This window comes from Pseudomonas sp. SJZ131 (assembly GCF_007828705.1).
GTDB lineage: Bacteria > Pseudomonadota > Gammaproteobacteria > Pseudomonadales > Pseudomonadaceae > Aquipseudomonas > Aquipseudomonas prosekii.
This window is the reverse complement of sequence record NZ_VIVC01000002.1, coordinates 721968-737121: the sequence shown is the minus strand read 5'-3', so window position 1 is coordinate 737121 and position 15154 is coordinate 721968. Positions and strand designations below refer to the sequence as shown.

15 protein-coding genes are annotated in these 15154 nt (G+C 59.6%); 8 read left to right on the top strand and 7 right to left on the bottom strand.

Annotated elements, in window-relative coordinates:
- Nucleotides 1-118 precede the first annotated feature (118 nt).
- Entirely contained in the window at nt 119-2446 is a 2328-nt protein-coding gene (bglX, locus tag FBY12_RS10295; RefSeq protein WP_145252798.1) for a beta-glucosidase BglX, read from the top strand.
- An 859-nt stretch (nt 2447-3305) separates the two neighbouring features.
- On the opposite strand, the gene FBY12_RS10280 is transcribed toward bglX, so the two are convergent.
- The 5 genes from FBY12_RS10280 to FBY12_RS10260 all read right to left on the bottom strand — a co-directional run bounded on the left by FBY12_RS10280 (nt 3306) and on the right by FBY12_RS10260 (nt 7631).
- Entirely contained in the window at nt 3306-4463 is a 1158-nt protein-coding gene (locus tag FBY12_RS10280) for a phosphatidylserine/phosphatidylglycerophosphate/cardiolipin synthase family protein (RefSeq protein WP_145252795.1), read from the bottom strand.
- Between the two features lies 1 nt (nt 4464).
- The gene (locus tag FBY12_RS10275) at nt 4465-5055 is read right to left on the bottom strand and encodes a YceI family protein (protein WP_145252794.1); all 591 of its coding nucleotides are present in this window, start codon (nt 5053-5055) and stop codon (nt 4465-4467) included.
- A gap of 113 nt (nt 5056-5168) precedes the next feature.
- Nucleotides 5169-5504 (bottom strand): amidase, encoded by a 336-nt coding sequence (locus FBY12_RS10270; RefSeq protein ID WP_145252793.1) that lies wholly within the window; start codon nt 5502-5504, stop codon nt 5169-5171.
- Nucleotides 5501-6595, bottom strand: coding sequence for a serine hydrolase (locus FBY12_RS10265; RefSeq protein ID WP_145252792.1), 1095 nt, complete (start codon nt 6593-6595; stop codon nt 5501-5503). Before FBY12_RS10265 ends, FBY12_RS10270 begins: the two co-directional genes overlap by 4 nt.
- A gap of 157 nt (nt 6596-6752) precedes the next feature.
- On the bottom strand, nt 6753-7631 hold the full coding sequence (locus FBY12_RS10260) for an acyl-CoA dehydrogenase family protein (RefSeq protein ID WP_145252791.1): 879 nt from the start codon (nt 7629-7631) through the stop codon (nt 6753-6755).
- 154 nt (nt 7632-7785) lie between these two features.
- Between FBY12_RS10260 and olsB the strand changes: the two genes are divergently transcribed.
- Both olsB and FBY12_RS10250 read left to right on the top strand, forming a co-directional pair.
- Nucleotides 7786-8541, top strand: a complete 756-nt coding sequence (gene olsB, locus FBY12_RS10255) for an L-ornithine N(alpha)-acyltransferase (RefSeq protein ID WP_145252790.1) — start codon at nt 7786-7788, stop codon at nt 8539-8541.
- Nucleotides 8541-9335, top strand: a complete 795-nt coding sequence (locus FBY12_RS10250; RefSeq protein WP_145252789.1) for a 1-acyl-sn-glycerol-3-phosphate acyltransferase — start codon at nt 8541-8543, stop codon at nt 9333-9335. Before olsB ends, FBY12_RS10250 begins: the two co-directional genes overlap by 1 nt.
- Before the next feature lie 108 nt (nt 9336-9443).
- Here FBY12_RS10250 and FBY12_RS10245 read toward each other — a convergent pair whose 3' ends face one another.
- Nucleotides 9444-10013 (bottom strand): ACP phosphodiesterase, encoded by a 570-nt coding sequence (locus FBY12_RS10245; protein ID WP_145252788.1) that lies wholly within the window; start codon nt 10011-10013, stop codon nt 9444-9446.
- 171 nt (nt 10014-10184) lie between these two features.
- Here FBY12_RS10245 and FBY12_RS10240 point away from each other — a divergent pair, with 171 nt between their 5' ends.
- From FBY12_RS10240 to FBY12_RS10220, 5 genes are all read left to right on the top strand, one after another.
- Nucleotides 10185-10505, top strand: a complete 321-nt coding sequence (locus FBY12_RS10240) for a helix-turn-helix transcriptional regulator (protein WP_145252787.1) — start codon at nt 10185-10187, stop codon at nt 10503-10505.
- Between the two features lie 3 nt (nt 10506-10508).
- Nucleotides 10509-11675, top strand: coding sequence for an MFS transporter (locus tag FBY12_RS10235; protein WP_145252786.1), 1167 nt, complete (start codon nt 10509-10511; stop codon nt 11673-11675).
- Nucleotides 11676-11748: 73 nt separating this feature from the next.
- Nucleotides 11749-12798 (top strand): alkene reductase, encoded by a 1050-nt coding sequence (locus FBY12_RS10230; protein ID WP_145252785.1) that lies wholly within the window; start codon nt 11749-11751, stop codon nt 12796-12798.
- A 203-nt stretch (nt 12799-13001) separates the two neighbouring features.
- The gene (locus tag FBY12_RS10225) at nt 13002-13505 is read left to right on the top strand and encodes a hypothetical protein (protein ID WP_145252784.1); all 504 of its coding nucleotides are present in this window, start codon (nt 13002-13004) and stop codon (nt 13503-13505) included.
- A gap of 27 nt (nt 13506-13532) precedes the next feature.
- Nucleotides 13533-14081: a hypothetical protein gene (locus tag FBY12_RS10220; RefSeq protein ID WP_145252783.1), complete on the top strand. Its 549-nt coding sequence runs from the start codon at nt 13533-13535 to the stop codon at nt 14079-14081.
- 186 nt (nt 14082-14267) lie between these two features.
- Here FBY12_RS10220 and emhR read toward each other — a convergent pair whose 3' ends face one another.
- Nucleotides 14268-14900, bottom strand: a complete 633-nt coding sequence (emhR, locus tag FBY12_RS10215; protein ID WP_092272040.1) for an efflux system transcriptional repressor EmhR — start codon at nt 14898-14900, stop codon at nt 14268-14270.
- Nucleotides 14901-15154 lie beyond the last annotated feature (254 nt).

Here is a 15154-nt window from a genome sequence, read left to right as displayed (position 1 = left end):
AATGCTCGAACAAGCTCGAACAACAAATGCTTGAACAACACGAACAACAATAGTCGCTCCCTAATTTTTAGCTGACCGGCGCGTATCCACTGCCGTTTAGGCTTTCGAGAAATTATTCATGAAGAAGCTGTGTTTGCTGGGCCTGTTCGTCAGCCTGGCCAGTTCTACCCTACTGGCCGCCACGACCCCTGCACCTCTCGAGAAATCCGCATCTCTTGAGAAATCCACCTCCCTGGAAAACAAGGACGCCTTCATCACTGACCTGATGAAGCAAATGACCCTCGATGAAAAGATCGGCCAGTTGCGCCTGATCAGCATCGGCCCGGAAATGCCGCGCGAGATGATCCGCAAGGAGATCGCCGCCGGCAATATCGGTGGCACGTTCAACTCGATCACCCGCGCCGAAAACCGTCCGATGCAGGACGCGGCGATGCGCAGCCGCCTGAAGATCCCGATGTTTTTTGCTTATGACGTGATCCACGGCCATCGGACGATTTTCCCGATCAGCCTGGCATTGGCGTCGAGCTGGGACATGGACGCGATTGCCCGTTCCGGGCGTATTGCCGCCAAGGAAGCGGCGGCCGACAGCCTCGACATCACGTTTGCGCCGATGGTCGATATCTCCCGCGACCCGCGCTGGGGCCGCACCTCCGAAGGTTTTGGCGAAGACACTTACCTGGTGTCGCGCATTGCCGGGGTGATGGTCAAGGCCTTCCAGGGCCAGGGCGCCAACGCGGCCGACAGCATCATGGCCAGCGTCAAGCATTTCGCCTTGTACGGCGCAGTCGAGGGCGGTCGCGACTACAACATCGTCGACATGAGCCCGGTGAAGATGTATCAGGATTACCTGCCGCCCTACCGCGCCGCGATTGACGCCGGCGCGGGTGGCGTGATGGTCGCGCTGAACTCGATCAACGGCATTCCGGCCACCGCCAATACCTGGTTGATGAACGACCTGTTGCGCAAGGATTGGGGTTTCAAAGGTTTGGCGGTGAGTGACCACGGGGCGATTTTCGAGCTGATCAAGCACGGGGTCGCCCGTGATGGTCGCGAAGCGGCGAAGTTGGCGATCAAGGCCGGCATCGACATGAGCATGAACGACACGCTCTACGGCAAAGAGCTGCCGGGGCTGTTGAAGGCTGGCGAAATCGAACAGAAAGACATCGACAACGCGGTGCGCGAAGTGCTCGCGGCCAAGTACGACATGGGCCTGTTCAAGGACCCGTACCTGCGCATCGGCAAGGCTGAGGACGACCCGGTCGACACTTACGCCGAAAGCCGTTTGCATCGTCCCGAAGCGCGTGATGTCGCGCGCCGCAGTCTGGTGTTGCTGAAGAATCAGAACCAGACATTGCCGCTGCGCAAAACCGCGAAAATCGCTTTGGTTGGTCCATTGGCCAAAGCGCCGATCGACATGATGGGCAGTTGGGCCGCCGCTGGGCGCCCGGCGCAATCGGTAACTTTGTTCGACGGCATGAACGCGGCGGTGGCCGATAAAGCCACGCTGGTTTATGCGCGTGGCGCCAATATTACCGGCGACAAGGAAGTCCTCGATTACCTCAACTTCCTCAACTTCGACGCGCCGGAAGTGGTGGACGATCCGCGTTCGTCGCAGGTGTTGATCGATGAAGCGGTGAAGGCCGCCAAGGATGCCGACGTGGTGGTGGCGGCGGTCGGCGAATCGCGTGGCATGTCGCACGAATCGTCGAGCCGTACTGATCTGAATATCCCGGCGAGTCAGCGTGACCTGATCAAAGCACTGAAAGCCACCGGCAAGCCGTTGGTGCTGGTGTTGATGAACGGCCGGCCGTTGTCGATTCTCGAAGAAAACCAGCAGGCCGACGCGATTCTGGAAACCTGGTTCAGCGGCACTGAAGGTGGCAATGCCATCGCCGACGTGTTGTTCGGCGACTACAACCCGTCGGGCAAACTGCCGATCACCTTCCCGCGTTCGGTTGGGCAGATTCCGACTTACTACAACCACCTGAGCGTTGGCCGGCCATTCACGCCGGGCAAACCGGGCAACTACACTTCGCAGTATTTCGATGACACCACCGGGCCGCTGTATCCGTTCGGTTTTGGTTTGAGCTACACCGATTTCAGCCTGAGCGACATGGCGCTGTCGTCGACCACGCTGAACAAGACCGGCAAGCTCGACGCCAGTGTGATGTTGAAAAACACTGGCAAACGTGACGGCGAAACCGTGGTGCAGCTGTACATCCAGGACGTCACCGGCTCGATGATCCGCCCGGTCAAGGAACTGAAAAACTTCCAGAAAATAATGCTCAAGGCCGGCGAACAGAAAGTCGTGCACTTCACCATTACCGAAGACGACCTGAAGTTCTTCAACGCCCAGCTCAAATACGCCGCCGAACCCGGCAAATTCAACGTGCAAATCGGCCTGGATAGCCAGGACGTGACACAGCAGAGCTTTGAGTTGCTGTAATCCACCATTCACTACAGGGGACTTTGGGCGTCACCCAAATCTGCGCCCGACACTGATCCCCTATGGGAGCCGAGCTTGCTCGCGATGAGGGCGGTACATTCAGCAGATTTGTTGACTGCCACACCGCCATCGCGAGCAAGCTTTGCTCCCACAGTGGATTTTGGGCATCACCCAATTCTCTGTCCGGCACAAATCCCCTGTGGGAGCCGAGCTTGCTCGCGATGAGGCCGGTACATCCAGCATCTTCGTTGACTGCCACACCGCCATCGCGAGCAAGCTCGCTCCCACAGGGGGTTTGGGTGTCACCCAATTCTGTGCTCGGCACTGATCCCTTGTAGGAGTGAGCCTGCTCGCGATGAGGCCGGCACATTCAACATCTTCGTTGACTGCCACACCGCCATCGCGAGCAGGCTCACTCCTACAGGGGGATTTCGGGTGTCACCCAATTCTGTGCCCGGCACAAATCCCTTGTAGGAGTGAGCCTGCTCGCGATGAGGCCGGCACATCCAGCATCTTTGTTGAATGTTAAGCAGCCATCGCGAGCAGGCTCACTCCTACAGTTGATTTTGGGTGTTGCCCAATTTCGTGCCCGACACTGATCCCTGTGGGAGCCGAGCTTGCTCGCGATGAGGGCGGTACATTCAGCAGATTTTTGAATGTTAACCAGCCATCGCGAGCAAGCTCGCTCCCACAGGGGGTTTGGGTGTCACCAATTCTGTGCTCGGCACTGATCCCTTGTAGGAGTGAGCCTGCTCGCGATAAGGCCGGTACATCCAGCATCTTCTTTGGCTGCCACACCGCCATCGCGAGCAAGCTTTGCTCCTACGGGGGATGGGGGATGGGGGATGGGGTGTGGCGGTCAGCCGCGGCGGTCGAGCATGTTGACCACGAGTCGATCGACCCAGCCCCAGATCCTTTGCTTGACCCGGCGCCAGAGCGGGCGGCGTTTCCAGGCGTCGAGGCTGACTTCCTGGCTCAGCGCAAAGTCTTTTTCGAAACTCGCCACCACGGCCGCCGTCAACGCGGGATCCAGCGCCTCAAGGTTGGCCTCGAGGTTGAAGCGCAGATTCCAATGGTCGAAGTTGCACGAACCAATGCTCACCCAATCATCGACCAGCACCATTTTCAGGTGCAGGAAGCACGGCTGGTACTCAAAGATTTTCACCCCGGCACGCAGCAATCGCGGGTAATAACGGTGGCCGGCGTAGCGCACCGACGGGTGATCGGTGCGCGGCCCGGTCAGCAGCAAGCGCACGTCGATGCCGCGCGCCGCCGCTTTGCGTAACGAGCGGCGGACTTTCCAGGTCGGCAGGAAATACGGCGTGGCCAGCCAGATGCGCTTCTGCCCACTGTTTAACGCGCGGAACAACGATTGCAGAATGTCGCGGTGCTGGCGGGCGTCGGCATACGCCACCCGGCCCATGCCCTCGCCCACCGACGGCACGCGCGGCAGACGTGGCAAGCCGAAATGCGCAGCGGGTTTCCAGGCGCGGCGATGGCGGTTGGCGATCCATTGCCGATCGAACAGCAACTGCCAGTCGAGCACCAGCGGCCCGACGATTTCCACCATCACCTCGTGCCACTCACTGGTGTCTTCGCCCGGCGTCCAGAACTCATCGGTGACGCCCGTGCCGCCGACCACCGCCAAACGCTGATCGACCAACAACAACTTGCGGTGATCGCGATAAAAGTTGCCGACCCAGCGCCGCCAGCTCAGGCGATTGTAGAAACGCAATTCGACGCCCGCCGTAATCAAGCGCTGACGCAAATTCAGGGTAAACGCCAGGCTGCCGTAATCATCGAACAGACAGCGCACGCGAACTCCGCGCTCGGCGGCTTCGACCAACGCCGCGACGATAGCCTCGGCGCAGGCACCCGCCTCGACCAGATACAGTTCCAGCTCGAGCTGTTCTTCGGCGCGGGCAATCGCCGCCAACATGCGCGGAAAGAATTGCGGACCATCTATCAGCAACTCGAAACGATTGCCTTCACGCCAGGGGAATACGGCTCCGGTCATCTCAGCGCGCCGTGAAAATCAGCACCGCACTCACCGGCACCGACAGACTGATGGCCGACAAACCGGCCACATTACGCAAACCGTCCAGCCCCGCAGCAAGGTCAAAATCTGCCGCGTTGATCACCAGCGGCTCCAGCGTCACCACTTGAAAGCGCCGATCATCGAGGCGAGTCGCAAGCAACTCGGCGTTGTATTCGTGTTGTTTGCCGCGAAGGTTGACGGTCACCGGCAGACGCAATTCCAGCTGCGCGCCGGGCGCCAGATCGTTGATCGGGCGCAGATCGATTTGCGCGCTGATCAGCGCTTCGGGGAAGTTCTTGATGTCGAACAGGTCCTTGCGCATGCGCTCGTCACGCAACGGGATGCCGCTGTTCACCGACTCCATCTCGATTTCGACCTGCGCCAGCCCTTTGGGATCGACCTTGCCGTGCAGCACCAGGAAGCGCTGCACTTCAGAAATATTGGCGTTTTTGGTGCTGATGAACGACAGCCGCGACGACTCGCCGTCCAGATACCAATCCGCACGCGCCGCCAGCGAGGCAGCGGCCAGCAGCACAAAAGCGAGGGTTTTGCAGAGGGAACGGTTGAACATAAAGACCCGTGGGGCAGAGAAACCTGAGCGAACCTTAACCGGGCGTGGCCGCGTTGCAAACCTCGAAGATGAAAAGAGTGTGGGAGCAAGCCTCCCATCGAAACGCGGCGCTCTCAGGGTTGCAAACGACAGCCTTCGCGCTCGCCGATCCACTGCGCGCTGTTGCTGCGCCCCATGCCGCTGACGGTCACGCGTCTGGCCACCTCATCATCGACGAAGCCACTGAACGGCAGCCACTGCTTCACATAGCCCCGGCAATACCCGGCGTCATTGTTCATCACATAGCGGCACGAGCAATATTCCTTGGCGGTGTAGGCGCTGATGATGTCCGGGAACGCCCACAGCGCCACCCTCTCGCGCCAGATCCAGCCCGCCAGCCACATCAGCAGCAACACCAGCAGCAACAGAAAAAAACTGCTGAATGGACGACGCCGGACAAACCCGCTCATGGCTGCACCTTCGCCGCAAATGCCTTGATTGCCAGCTTCAACAACTCGTTATGCCGATACGTGCCGTCGCGATCATCGCCATAACGCACGATCACCAGCTGTTCACCGGGAATCACATACAGCGCCTGCCCCCAATGCCCCAACGCGGCAAAGGTATCGGCGGGCGCGTCGGGCCACGGTCGCGCCGCGCCATCGACTTCGCGATTGAGCCACCAATGGCCGCCGGGCAGCGCTTCATCCTGACCGGCGCGGTAACCGGCGAAGGGTTGCCGATTGAACGCGACCCAATCCTTGGGCAGCAATTGCCGATCATGCCAGCGCCCGTCACGCGCCATCAGTAGCCCGATCCGCGCCAGATCCCGCGCGGTCAGGTAGGCATAGGACGAAGCAACAAATGTCCCAGTGGCATCGCGCTCCCACACCGCATGACGAATGCCCAACGGCGCGAACAGCGCGGTCCACGGATAGTCCGCATAGCGGCTCGGCCCGATCATGTTTTTCAGCGCAGCGGCGAGCAGATTGCTGTCGCCACTGGAGTAGCGAAACGCCTGGCCCGGTTCAGCGTAGCTGTCGTGCGCAGCGGTGAACGCGGCCATGTCGGCATGACCGCGGGTGTAAAGCATGGCAACCACCGAAGATTTAAGCGGCGCGTATTCGTAGTCTTCCTGCCAGTCGAGGCCGGACGCCCAGTGCAGCAAGTCGGCGAGGGTGATCGCCGGGTGATTGTTCAGCGCGGGGTAAAACTTCACTGCCGGATCCTGCAACGCGAACAAACCCTCGCCATACGCCACGCCCAACACCGTGGCCATCAGGCTTTTGCTGATCGACCAGGTCAGGTGCGGCGTATCGGCGGTGGTCGCGCCGGCATAACGTTCGTAGATCAATTGGCCGTCGCGGATCACCAGCAAGGCGTCGGTGCGCACGCCGGTTCGGGTGGCGTCATCGCGAGGCGCGAAGGCATAGGATTCCAAAGCTTCAAGTGCCGGGCCGGTGATTTGCGCACCGGTTGACCACTGCTCGGCGGGCCAGTTTTCCGCCAGGGCCGGGGTGCCGAGCAGGAGGATGTAAAGCAGCGGCAAGCCTTTGAACATGGCGATGGCTCGGGGGAAGAATCTGCTGAGCCTAGTTGAGGTTGGTTACAGTTCTGAATGTGTGTTGTCGATAAGGACGCCTTCGCGGGCAAGCCTCGCTCCCACAGGGGAATGCATTGCAACATGTGGGAGCTGAGCTTGCTCGCGATGAGGCCGTTCAGATTGTCTCTAACGCTTTGGCCAAGCGCTTCGAACGCGCGCCCGACGCCAGGTCCATCACCGCTTGATCGCGCTGCCACATCGCCGCCCACTCTGCCGGGCCGCTGGCCATCGCTTGGTTGATCTCACTTTTGAGCGCATCAAACTGCGCAAACAACCCACCCAGCAGCACATGCGTCGCCGCACTGCTCGGCGCTTGCCGGCTGACCTCGGCGCAACCGGCGAGCAACGCCAGCAAACGCAATCGCAAGGGCTGCGGCCAGTCGCTGTCCTCGCCGACGCCATACAGCCAGGCGCTCAAGGCGCTCAACACATAAATGTCTTCCAACGTGCGGAACGGTTTGACGTAAGCGTCCCAGCCATCGCCGGCGAGCAATTCACACACCGCGTTGTCGAGAAATACCCGGCCGTGGCTGATATCCGGCATCAGCGCGATGGCCGGCAGTTTTTCCAGGCGCACGCCCGGTTCGCCGGGATAAACCACCGCCAGACTCAAGCGCGGCACTTCGCCGGATTGTTCGCTGCGCGCGGCGATCAGTAACCAGTCGGCGGCATCGCCTGCGGTGACAAAATCCTTGCGCCCGTTCAAGCGTAAATCCGTGAGCCGGGTCTGCATGTCCGCCGGACGCAGGCTGCGCTGTTCGGTCGCGCACAAGGCGCCGAGGCTGGGCGGCGCGCTCGGCCAGAGCATGCGCAGCGCCGCTTGATAACCGACCAGAAACGCCAGCCCCGGCGTCGCCATCAAGCGCCCGCCGGCGACGGCCAATTCAAACGCAGTGACCGCGCCCAACTGGTGCAACAGCCTCGAAAAACCTTCGGCCAGATCGGCATTGGCGGGCAAGCGTTCGCGACGATTCAACAGGGTTTGCCAAGGCATCTGAGGCTCCTCGTGGGCTGTCATATAAGCATCACCAAAGCTTCATGGCGATGACACCGGGGCTACATAGCCTGACTTTGCACAACACGGCTGCATAAAGAAAGTCGATCGGCTGCAACCCACGACGGGTGAACGGCCCGTACGGAGATTCGCAATGACTCAGATCGCCCGCATCAGCGACACCGGCAATGAACGCCGCCTGCAAGCCGAACGCCTGATCGGCAGCGAGGCCTTGCAGGAAGCCCAGGCCTTGCGTTTCAACGTGTTCAGCGGCGAGTTCAACGCCAAACTGAAAGGCGCCGAACGCGGTCTGGACATGGATGATTATGATGTTCACTGCGCCCACATCGGCGTGCGTGATTTGAACAGCGGCCGTCTGGTCGCGACCACCCGCTTGCTCGATCACACCGCCGCCAGCAGCCTCGGCAAGTTCTACAGCGAAGAAGAATTCAGCTTGCACGGGCTGGTGCATCTCAAAGGCCCGATCCTCGAAATCGGCCGCACCTGCGTCGACCCGGCGTACCGCAATGGCGGCACCATCGCCGTGCTCTGGGGCGAATTGGCCGAAGTGCTCAATCAGGGCGGCTACAGCTATTTGATGGGCTGCGCGAGCATTCCGATGCAGGACGGCGGTATTCAGGCGCACGCGATCATGCAGCGTTTGCGCGAACGTTATCTGTGCACCGAACACCTGCGCGCCGAGCCGAAAAATCCGCTGCCGACGCTGGATATTCCTTCCAACGTCATCGCCGAAATGCCGCCACTGCTCAAGGCCTACATGCGCCTCGGCGCGAAAATCTGCGGCGAGCCGTGCTGGGACGAAGATTTCCAGGTCGCCGACGTATTCATCCTGCTCAAGCGCGACGAACTCTGCCCGCGCTACGCCCGCCACTTCAAGGCAGCCATGTAATGGGCCGCCTGCGGGTGTACGCGCGAATTGCGCGAGTGCTGTTGGTGGTGGCGCTGGGGTTGACCATGGCCAGCGTGTTCGGGCTGTTCGAACGCGCCGGGATTGCGCATTCGATGGTTCGGCGCCAGCGCTGGTCGCGGTTTTTCATGAGGCGCTTGAGCAACGCCCTGCCCTTTCGCGTGACGGTACACGGCGAGTTGCCGAAAACACCGATGCTGTGGGTCAGCAATCATGTGTCGTGGACTGACATTCCGTTGCTCGGGATGATCACGCCACTGTCGTTTCTGTCGAAAGCCGAAGTGCGCACCTGGCCGGTCGCCGGGTGGTTGGCGGCCAAGGCTGGCAGCCTGTTTATCCGTCGCGGCTCGGGCGACAGCCAGTTGATCCGCAAACAGATGACCCGGCATCTGCAACAGGCGCATCCGCTGCTGATGTTCCCGGAAGGCACGACCACTGACGGGCGCTCGCTGCGTACTTTCCATGGCCGCTTGCTGTCAGCGGCGATTGACGCCGAAGTGCCGATGCAACCGGTGGCGATCCGTTATCTGCGCGACGGCGAGATCGATCGGCTGGCGCCGTTTATTGGCGACGACGATTTGCTCTCGCACCTGATGCGTCTGTTTGCCAATGATCAGGGCGAAGTGGAGATTCACGTGCTCAAGCCGATTGCCTGCGAAGGACGTGAACGCGCGGCGCTGGCGTTTGAAGCGCAGCAGGCGGTGCAGCGGGCGTTGTTTGGTGAAGTGACGAAACCTGCCGAACCGCAGCGCGGCGGCGAACTTATCGCCGCGTAATGCTTTCTGTAGGAGCGAGGCTTGCCCGCGAAGGGAACGCCGCGGTGTGACTGATACACCGCGTCATCGTTCTTCGCGGGCAAGCCTCGCTCCTACAGGTAATGCGTATTAGCGGTTATTGGCGAAATCCTGAAGCTGCGGATAGAACAACCGAAAATCCTCGCTCAGCGGTTCATACAACACGCGCAACTCCTGCATTGCCCCGGCCAGTTCCTCAGGCTTGGTCAAGCGCCGGGAAATCCCCCGTAGCACCTGCGACAACACTTCGAAATCTTCGTAAGAACCCAACCAGTCATTGGCCACCATGTGCGGCGCAATCTGCGCCAGACGTTCCGGCAATTGCGGCTCGCTGGACAGCACTCGGTACACGTCCGAGGTGAACAGCGCCAGCGGCTGATCCGCATAAAGCGTCCAGTCCCGCGCCAGGCAATGGTCGAAAAACACGTCGAGGACGATTCCGGCATAACGCCGACGGGTCACGGAAAATCGTGACAGGGCGATGTCCACCAACGGATGGCGGTCGGTGAAAACATCGATGCGCCGATGCAGTTGAATAGCCGCTTCGATCTCCGGAGGGTAATGCCCTTGCAGCCGTCCCTTGACGAAATCGCCATAGAGGCTGCCGAGCAGTTGACCGGGGCGTTGGCCACCGAGGTGCAGATGTGCGAGATAGTTCATGGGGCGCAGCTTAGCACTGCGGCTTGACCTCATGACAGGCGACGTATCGTTATAACCCGATATACCGATTTACTCGAACCTAAGACCAAAATCATATTGGTATATCGGGATATGACGATTTAAAGTTCGCCCCATCGCGATATAGCGTTTCACTCATCACGAGCCCACACCATGACCCTTGACCTCGACGAAATAATAAAAGCCCTGGCACACCCAGTACGCCGAGACATCCTCATCTGGCTGAAAGACCCCAAGGTGCAGTTCCCCGAACAGTTGCACAACCACGAATACGGCATTTGCGCCGGACAGATCGACCAGCGCTGCGGCCTGTCGCAGTCGACCGTGTCGGCACATTTGGCAACGCTGCAACGCGCCGGGCTGATCAGCAGCCAGAAAGCCGGTCAATGGCACTTTTTCAAACGCAACGAGGACGTGATTCAAGCGGCCCTCGATGCACTCGTACAAGAGCTCAGCGCTCCGACAAGGAAATAATCAATGCCCCTCTCGCTACTCATTCTGGCCCTCAGCGCCTTCGCTATCGGCACCACCGAGTTCGTCATCATGGGCCTGTTGCCCGATGTTGCAGCTGACCTCGGCGTGTCGATTCCTGGCGCCGGTTGGCTGGTAACCGGTTACGCCCTCGGTGTCGCCATCGGTGCGCCGTTCATGGCGCTGGCCACCGCCCGCCTGCCGCGCAAAGCCGCGCTGGTAGCGTTGATGGGGATTTTCATCGTCGGCAACCTGCTCTGCGCGATGGCCAGTGACTACAACGTGCTGATGTTTGCCCGAGTGGTCACGGCGCTGTGTCACGGCGCGTTCTTCGGCATCGGTTCGGTGGTGGCGGCGGGTCTGGTGCCGGCCAACAAACGTGCCTCGGCTGTGGCGCTGATGTTCACCGGCCTGACCCTGGCCAACGTCCTCGGCGTACCGCTGGGCACCGCGCTGGGTCAGGAAGCCGGCTGGCGTTCGACCTTCTGGGCGGTGACCGTGATCGGCGTGATTGCGCTGATCGGCCTGATCCGTTTTCTCCCGGCCAAGCGCGATGAAGAGAAACTCGACATGCGCGCCGAACTGCGCGCCCTCAAAGGCGCCGGCATCTGGTTGTCGTTGAGCATGACCGCGCTGTTCGCCGCGTCGATGTTCACCCTCTTCACCTACGTCGCACCGCTGCTCGGCGACGTCACCGGCGTCTCGCCAAAAGGCGTGACCTGGACCCTGCTGCTGATCGGCCTCGGCCTGACCGTCGGCAACATCATCGGCGGCAAACTGGCGGACAAGCGTCTGGGCGCCACGCTGATCGGCGTCTTCATCTCGATGGCGGTGGTCTCCACGGTGCTGACCTGGACCAGCGTCGCGCTGATCCCGACTGAAATCACTTTGTTCCTCTGGGCCACCGCCTCGTTTGCTGCGGTACCGGCGCTGCAGATCAACGTGGTGACCTTCGGCAAAGCCGCGCCCAACCTGGTTTCCACGCTGAACATCGGCGCGTTCAACGTCGGCAACGCCCTCGGCGCCTGGGTCGGCGGCAGCGTCATCGCCCACGGTTTCGGCCTGACCAGCGTGCCGCTCGCCGCAGCCGCACTGGCGGTGCTGGCCTTGCTGGTGACGCTGATCACTTTCCGTCAGGGCGCCAACCCCGACCTGGTGCCGGCGACCCACTGAGTTTCCTCAACTGATTTGTACTGAAGCGATTTGTATTAACTGATTTTTACTGAACTGATTTGGAGAGCTTTCCATGACGACTATTTTTGACCCGATCAAACTCGGCGACCTCGAGTTGGCCAACCGCATCATCATGGCGCCGCTGACCCGTTGCCGCGCCGACGAAGGCCGCGTGCCGAACGCGCTGATGGCCGAATACTACGTGCAGCGCGCCTCCGCCGGGCTGATCCTCAGCGAAGCCACCTCGGTGACGCCGATGGGCGTTGGCTACCCGGACACCCCGGGCATCTGGTCCAACGATCAAGTGCGCGGCTGGGCCAACGTGACCAAAGCGATCCACGGCGCGGGCGGCAAGATTTTCCTGCAACTGTGGCACGTCGGGCGGATTTCCCACCCGTCGTACCTGAACGGCGAAACTCCGGTGGCCCCGAGCGCGATCCAGCCTGAAGGTCACGTCAGCCTGGTGCGCCCGATGGCCGATTACCCAACGCCGCGCGCGCTGGAAATCGCCGAAATCGCGGACGTCGTCGACGCTTACCGCGTCGGTGCCGAAAACGCCAAGGCTGCCGGTTTTGACGGCGTGGAAATCCACGGCGCCAACGGTTACCTGCTCGACCAGTTCCTGCAAAGCAGCACCAACCAGCGCACCGACCAGTACGGCGGTTCGCTGGAAAACCGTGCGCGCCTGCTGCTCGAAGTAACTGACGCGGCGATCGAAGTCTGGGGCGCCGGCCGCGTTGGTGTGCACTTGGCACCGCGTGCCGACTCGCATGACATGGGCGACGACAACTTGTCCGAAACCTTCACCTACGTCGCTCGCGAACTGGGCAAGCGTGGCATCGCGTTCATCTGCTCGCGTGAGAAAGAAGGTGCCGACAGCCTCGGCCCACAACTGAAAGAAGCTTTCGGCGGCCCGTACATCGCCAACGAACGTTTCACCAAGGACAGCGCCAACGCGTGGCTGGCCGCGGGCAAGGCTGATGCGGTGGCCTTCGGTATTCCGTTTATTGCCAACCCGGATCTGCCGGCGCGTTTGAAAGCTGATGCGCCGTTGAATGAACCGCGCCCAGAACTGTTTTACGCCAAAGGCCCAGTTGGTTACATCGACTACCCGACGCTTTAACTTTACAGCGCGACAAACAAAAGCCACGACTCATTAGAGTTGTGGCTTTTTTATGGGCGGTTGAAAAGTCACGCCCAACTACTCGATGAAATAATCAATAACAACTTGCCTCAGCATTAAATAGTGCCCAGCGATTCTTTCATGTTAAAAAACAAACAGGCGCCCAACCCACTTATATAAACTCTGAACACAGCGAATAACTTATGATCAGCAAAACCAGACTATTCACCGCTATTGCACTCGGAACACTTGCACATGTTTCACTGGCGGCTGATGGTTCACCCCGAACCCTTCACTATGTAGATGACAACACCACGACTATTAACCTGTACATCACCAATCGCACCGGCGATACAGCAGAGCTGATCGAGGCGCATGGTCGCGAGGTCGATCCCGAACAGAACCCCGTAGTCAGCGCTAACCAAACACTCAACTTCACCAACGAGAACCCTTTCCACTTCAGCGCATTTCTTCAACCGCTTATTACCCTCACTGCAACGTATACCTACGCCGCTGGCGATAAGGTCTGCGAATTCACCACGTGGACCAAAGCCAAATATGAACACGGTGGTGACGACGGCATCCGCACTCACTTTGCCGGCACTGCACGCTCTGTTGGCGAAGAAGAAGCAGATTGTTCAACGTTGATTCATGCTGTTGACAGAACTTCTCTCTACAGCTCCGCTGTTGAATTCTTCATTCAATAATCTCGCCAACTACAAGGACGTAAAACAATGAAACTATCTGGCATCCGCGGCTGTGCAGCTCTGCTTACTTTACTTGCAACAAACTCCGTAATGGCAGCACCCGGCAATCCGGTGGTTGACATCAACATCGTCAACGAAACTTACGGCACACTAAAACTGATCAGTTATACAAGTAACGATGGCCAACCCCAACGACCATTAATGGCTTACAATGTCGGCCCCGGTACAACCGAGCAAATGAAGATCCAGGGAGACTGGGATTTTTCTTTTCGCAACTCGCGATTTGTCGGTTTGAAAAATCGCGGCCCGATGACAACTACGCTGACCTATGAAACGCATGATGGATTGCGTTGCACCGTCAGCACTCGATTGAGCGTGACGCAGCCAGGTTTCGAACTGATAAGTTTCCTCGAGCCGGACTTGATCGCCAAGCGAACTTATACTGTGCAACCTTCAGGCGTGACTGACGGCGAGAATCGCTGCCAGCTCAACGCATCGACCATGGGCAAGGCGCCCTTCAGCTATAGCCTTGAATTGGTCATAGGCACGAATGACTCGCGCCGCAAGGAATTTTGAGTCTGCATAGACGCTTTTCAGGGTTCTTCACTGAAGCGAAACAAATTTCCTACAAAATTCGCTGGCGATTGCCTGTGAAGCAGGCCGCCAGACGTATATAAATGCACACCACTGCCACACTGTGCGGCGAGGAGACATTCCTCGTCCGCCGTGATCGTGGACACAGCGGGTTTTATTGCGCTTTTTTCATTTGCGCAGGCTGGGGCTCAAGCGCAGCATGTCCAATCCTGTATCGACCCAACGCTCGGCCTCGGCCGCCAGCTCGAAGCTGTCGGGCGCCAGCAGCCACTGATAGAGGATGCCGTCGATGTAGGCATGCAGGCTGACCGCTGCGCGGACCGTGTCGAGGTCTTCGGGCAACTGGCCGCGATTCACCGCGTTGGTCAATGCCAGCGCGATTCGTACGTTGCAGTCGAGGCTGACCGCCCGCCGCTGTTGGCGCAGATCACACATTTCATCGGTGAATTCGCACTTATGAAACAAAATCTCATTGATGCGTCGGGTCTTCGGATCGAGCGCAACTTGCTGAAACAAATGAATCAGCAGCTTGCGCATCCAGCCCAGCGGATCGAGTTCGTCCTCGCTTTCACTGGCTCGGGCCATTTCATCCAGCGGCTCCTGCAAGGTATTGAGCATGGCCTGCACCAGGTCGGCCTTGTTGCTGAAATGCCAATAGATGGCCCCGCGCGTCACGCCGGCCAGCGAGGCAATGTCGGCCAGCGTCGTGCGCGCCACGCCCCTTTCAAAAAAGGCTTTCTCGGCCGCTTCGAGTATCTGGCTCCGGGTTTCCTGAGCTTCCTCTTTGGTACGACGAACCATGGCAGTACAACCTCAATCAGGATGCCTCAGCGATGCCTGAACATGCGCTGAATAAAAGTGGGGCAAGCGCTCTTGGGCGTCGTCCCCGGCCTACAATTTCAACCCTTGAACGGCTTTTGTAGCGATGAGGATACGCAGCCAGGGTGTTTACAAACAACCATGAACGTAAGTATATTGCTTAGCAAGCTACTTATCCACTCAGCGCACATTTTTTACCCTTCCACATTTCTGGTGCGTGTCTTGCGCGCCTGACC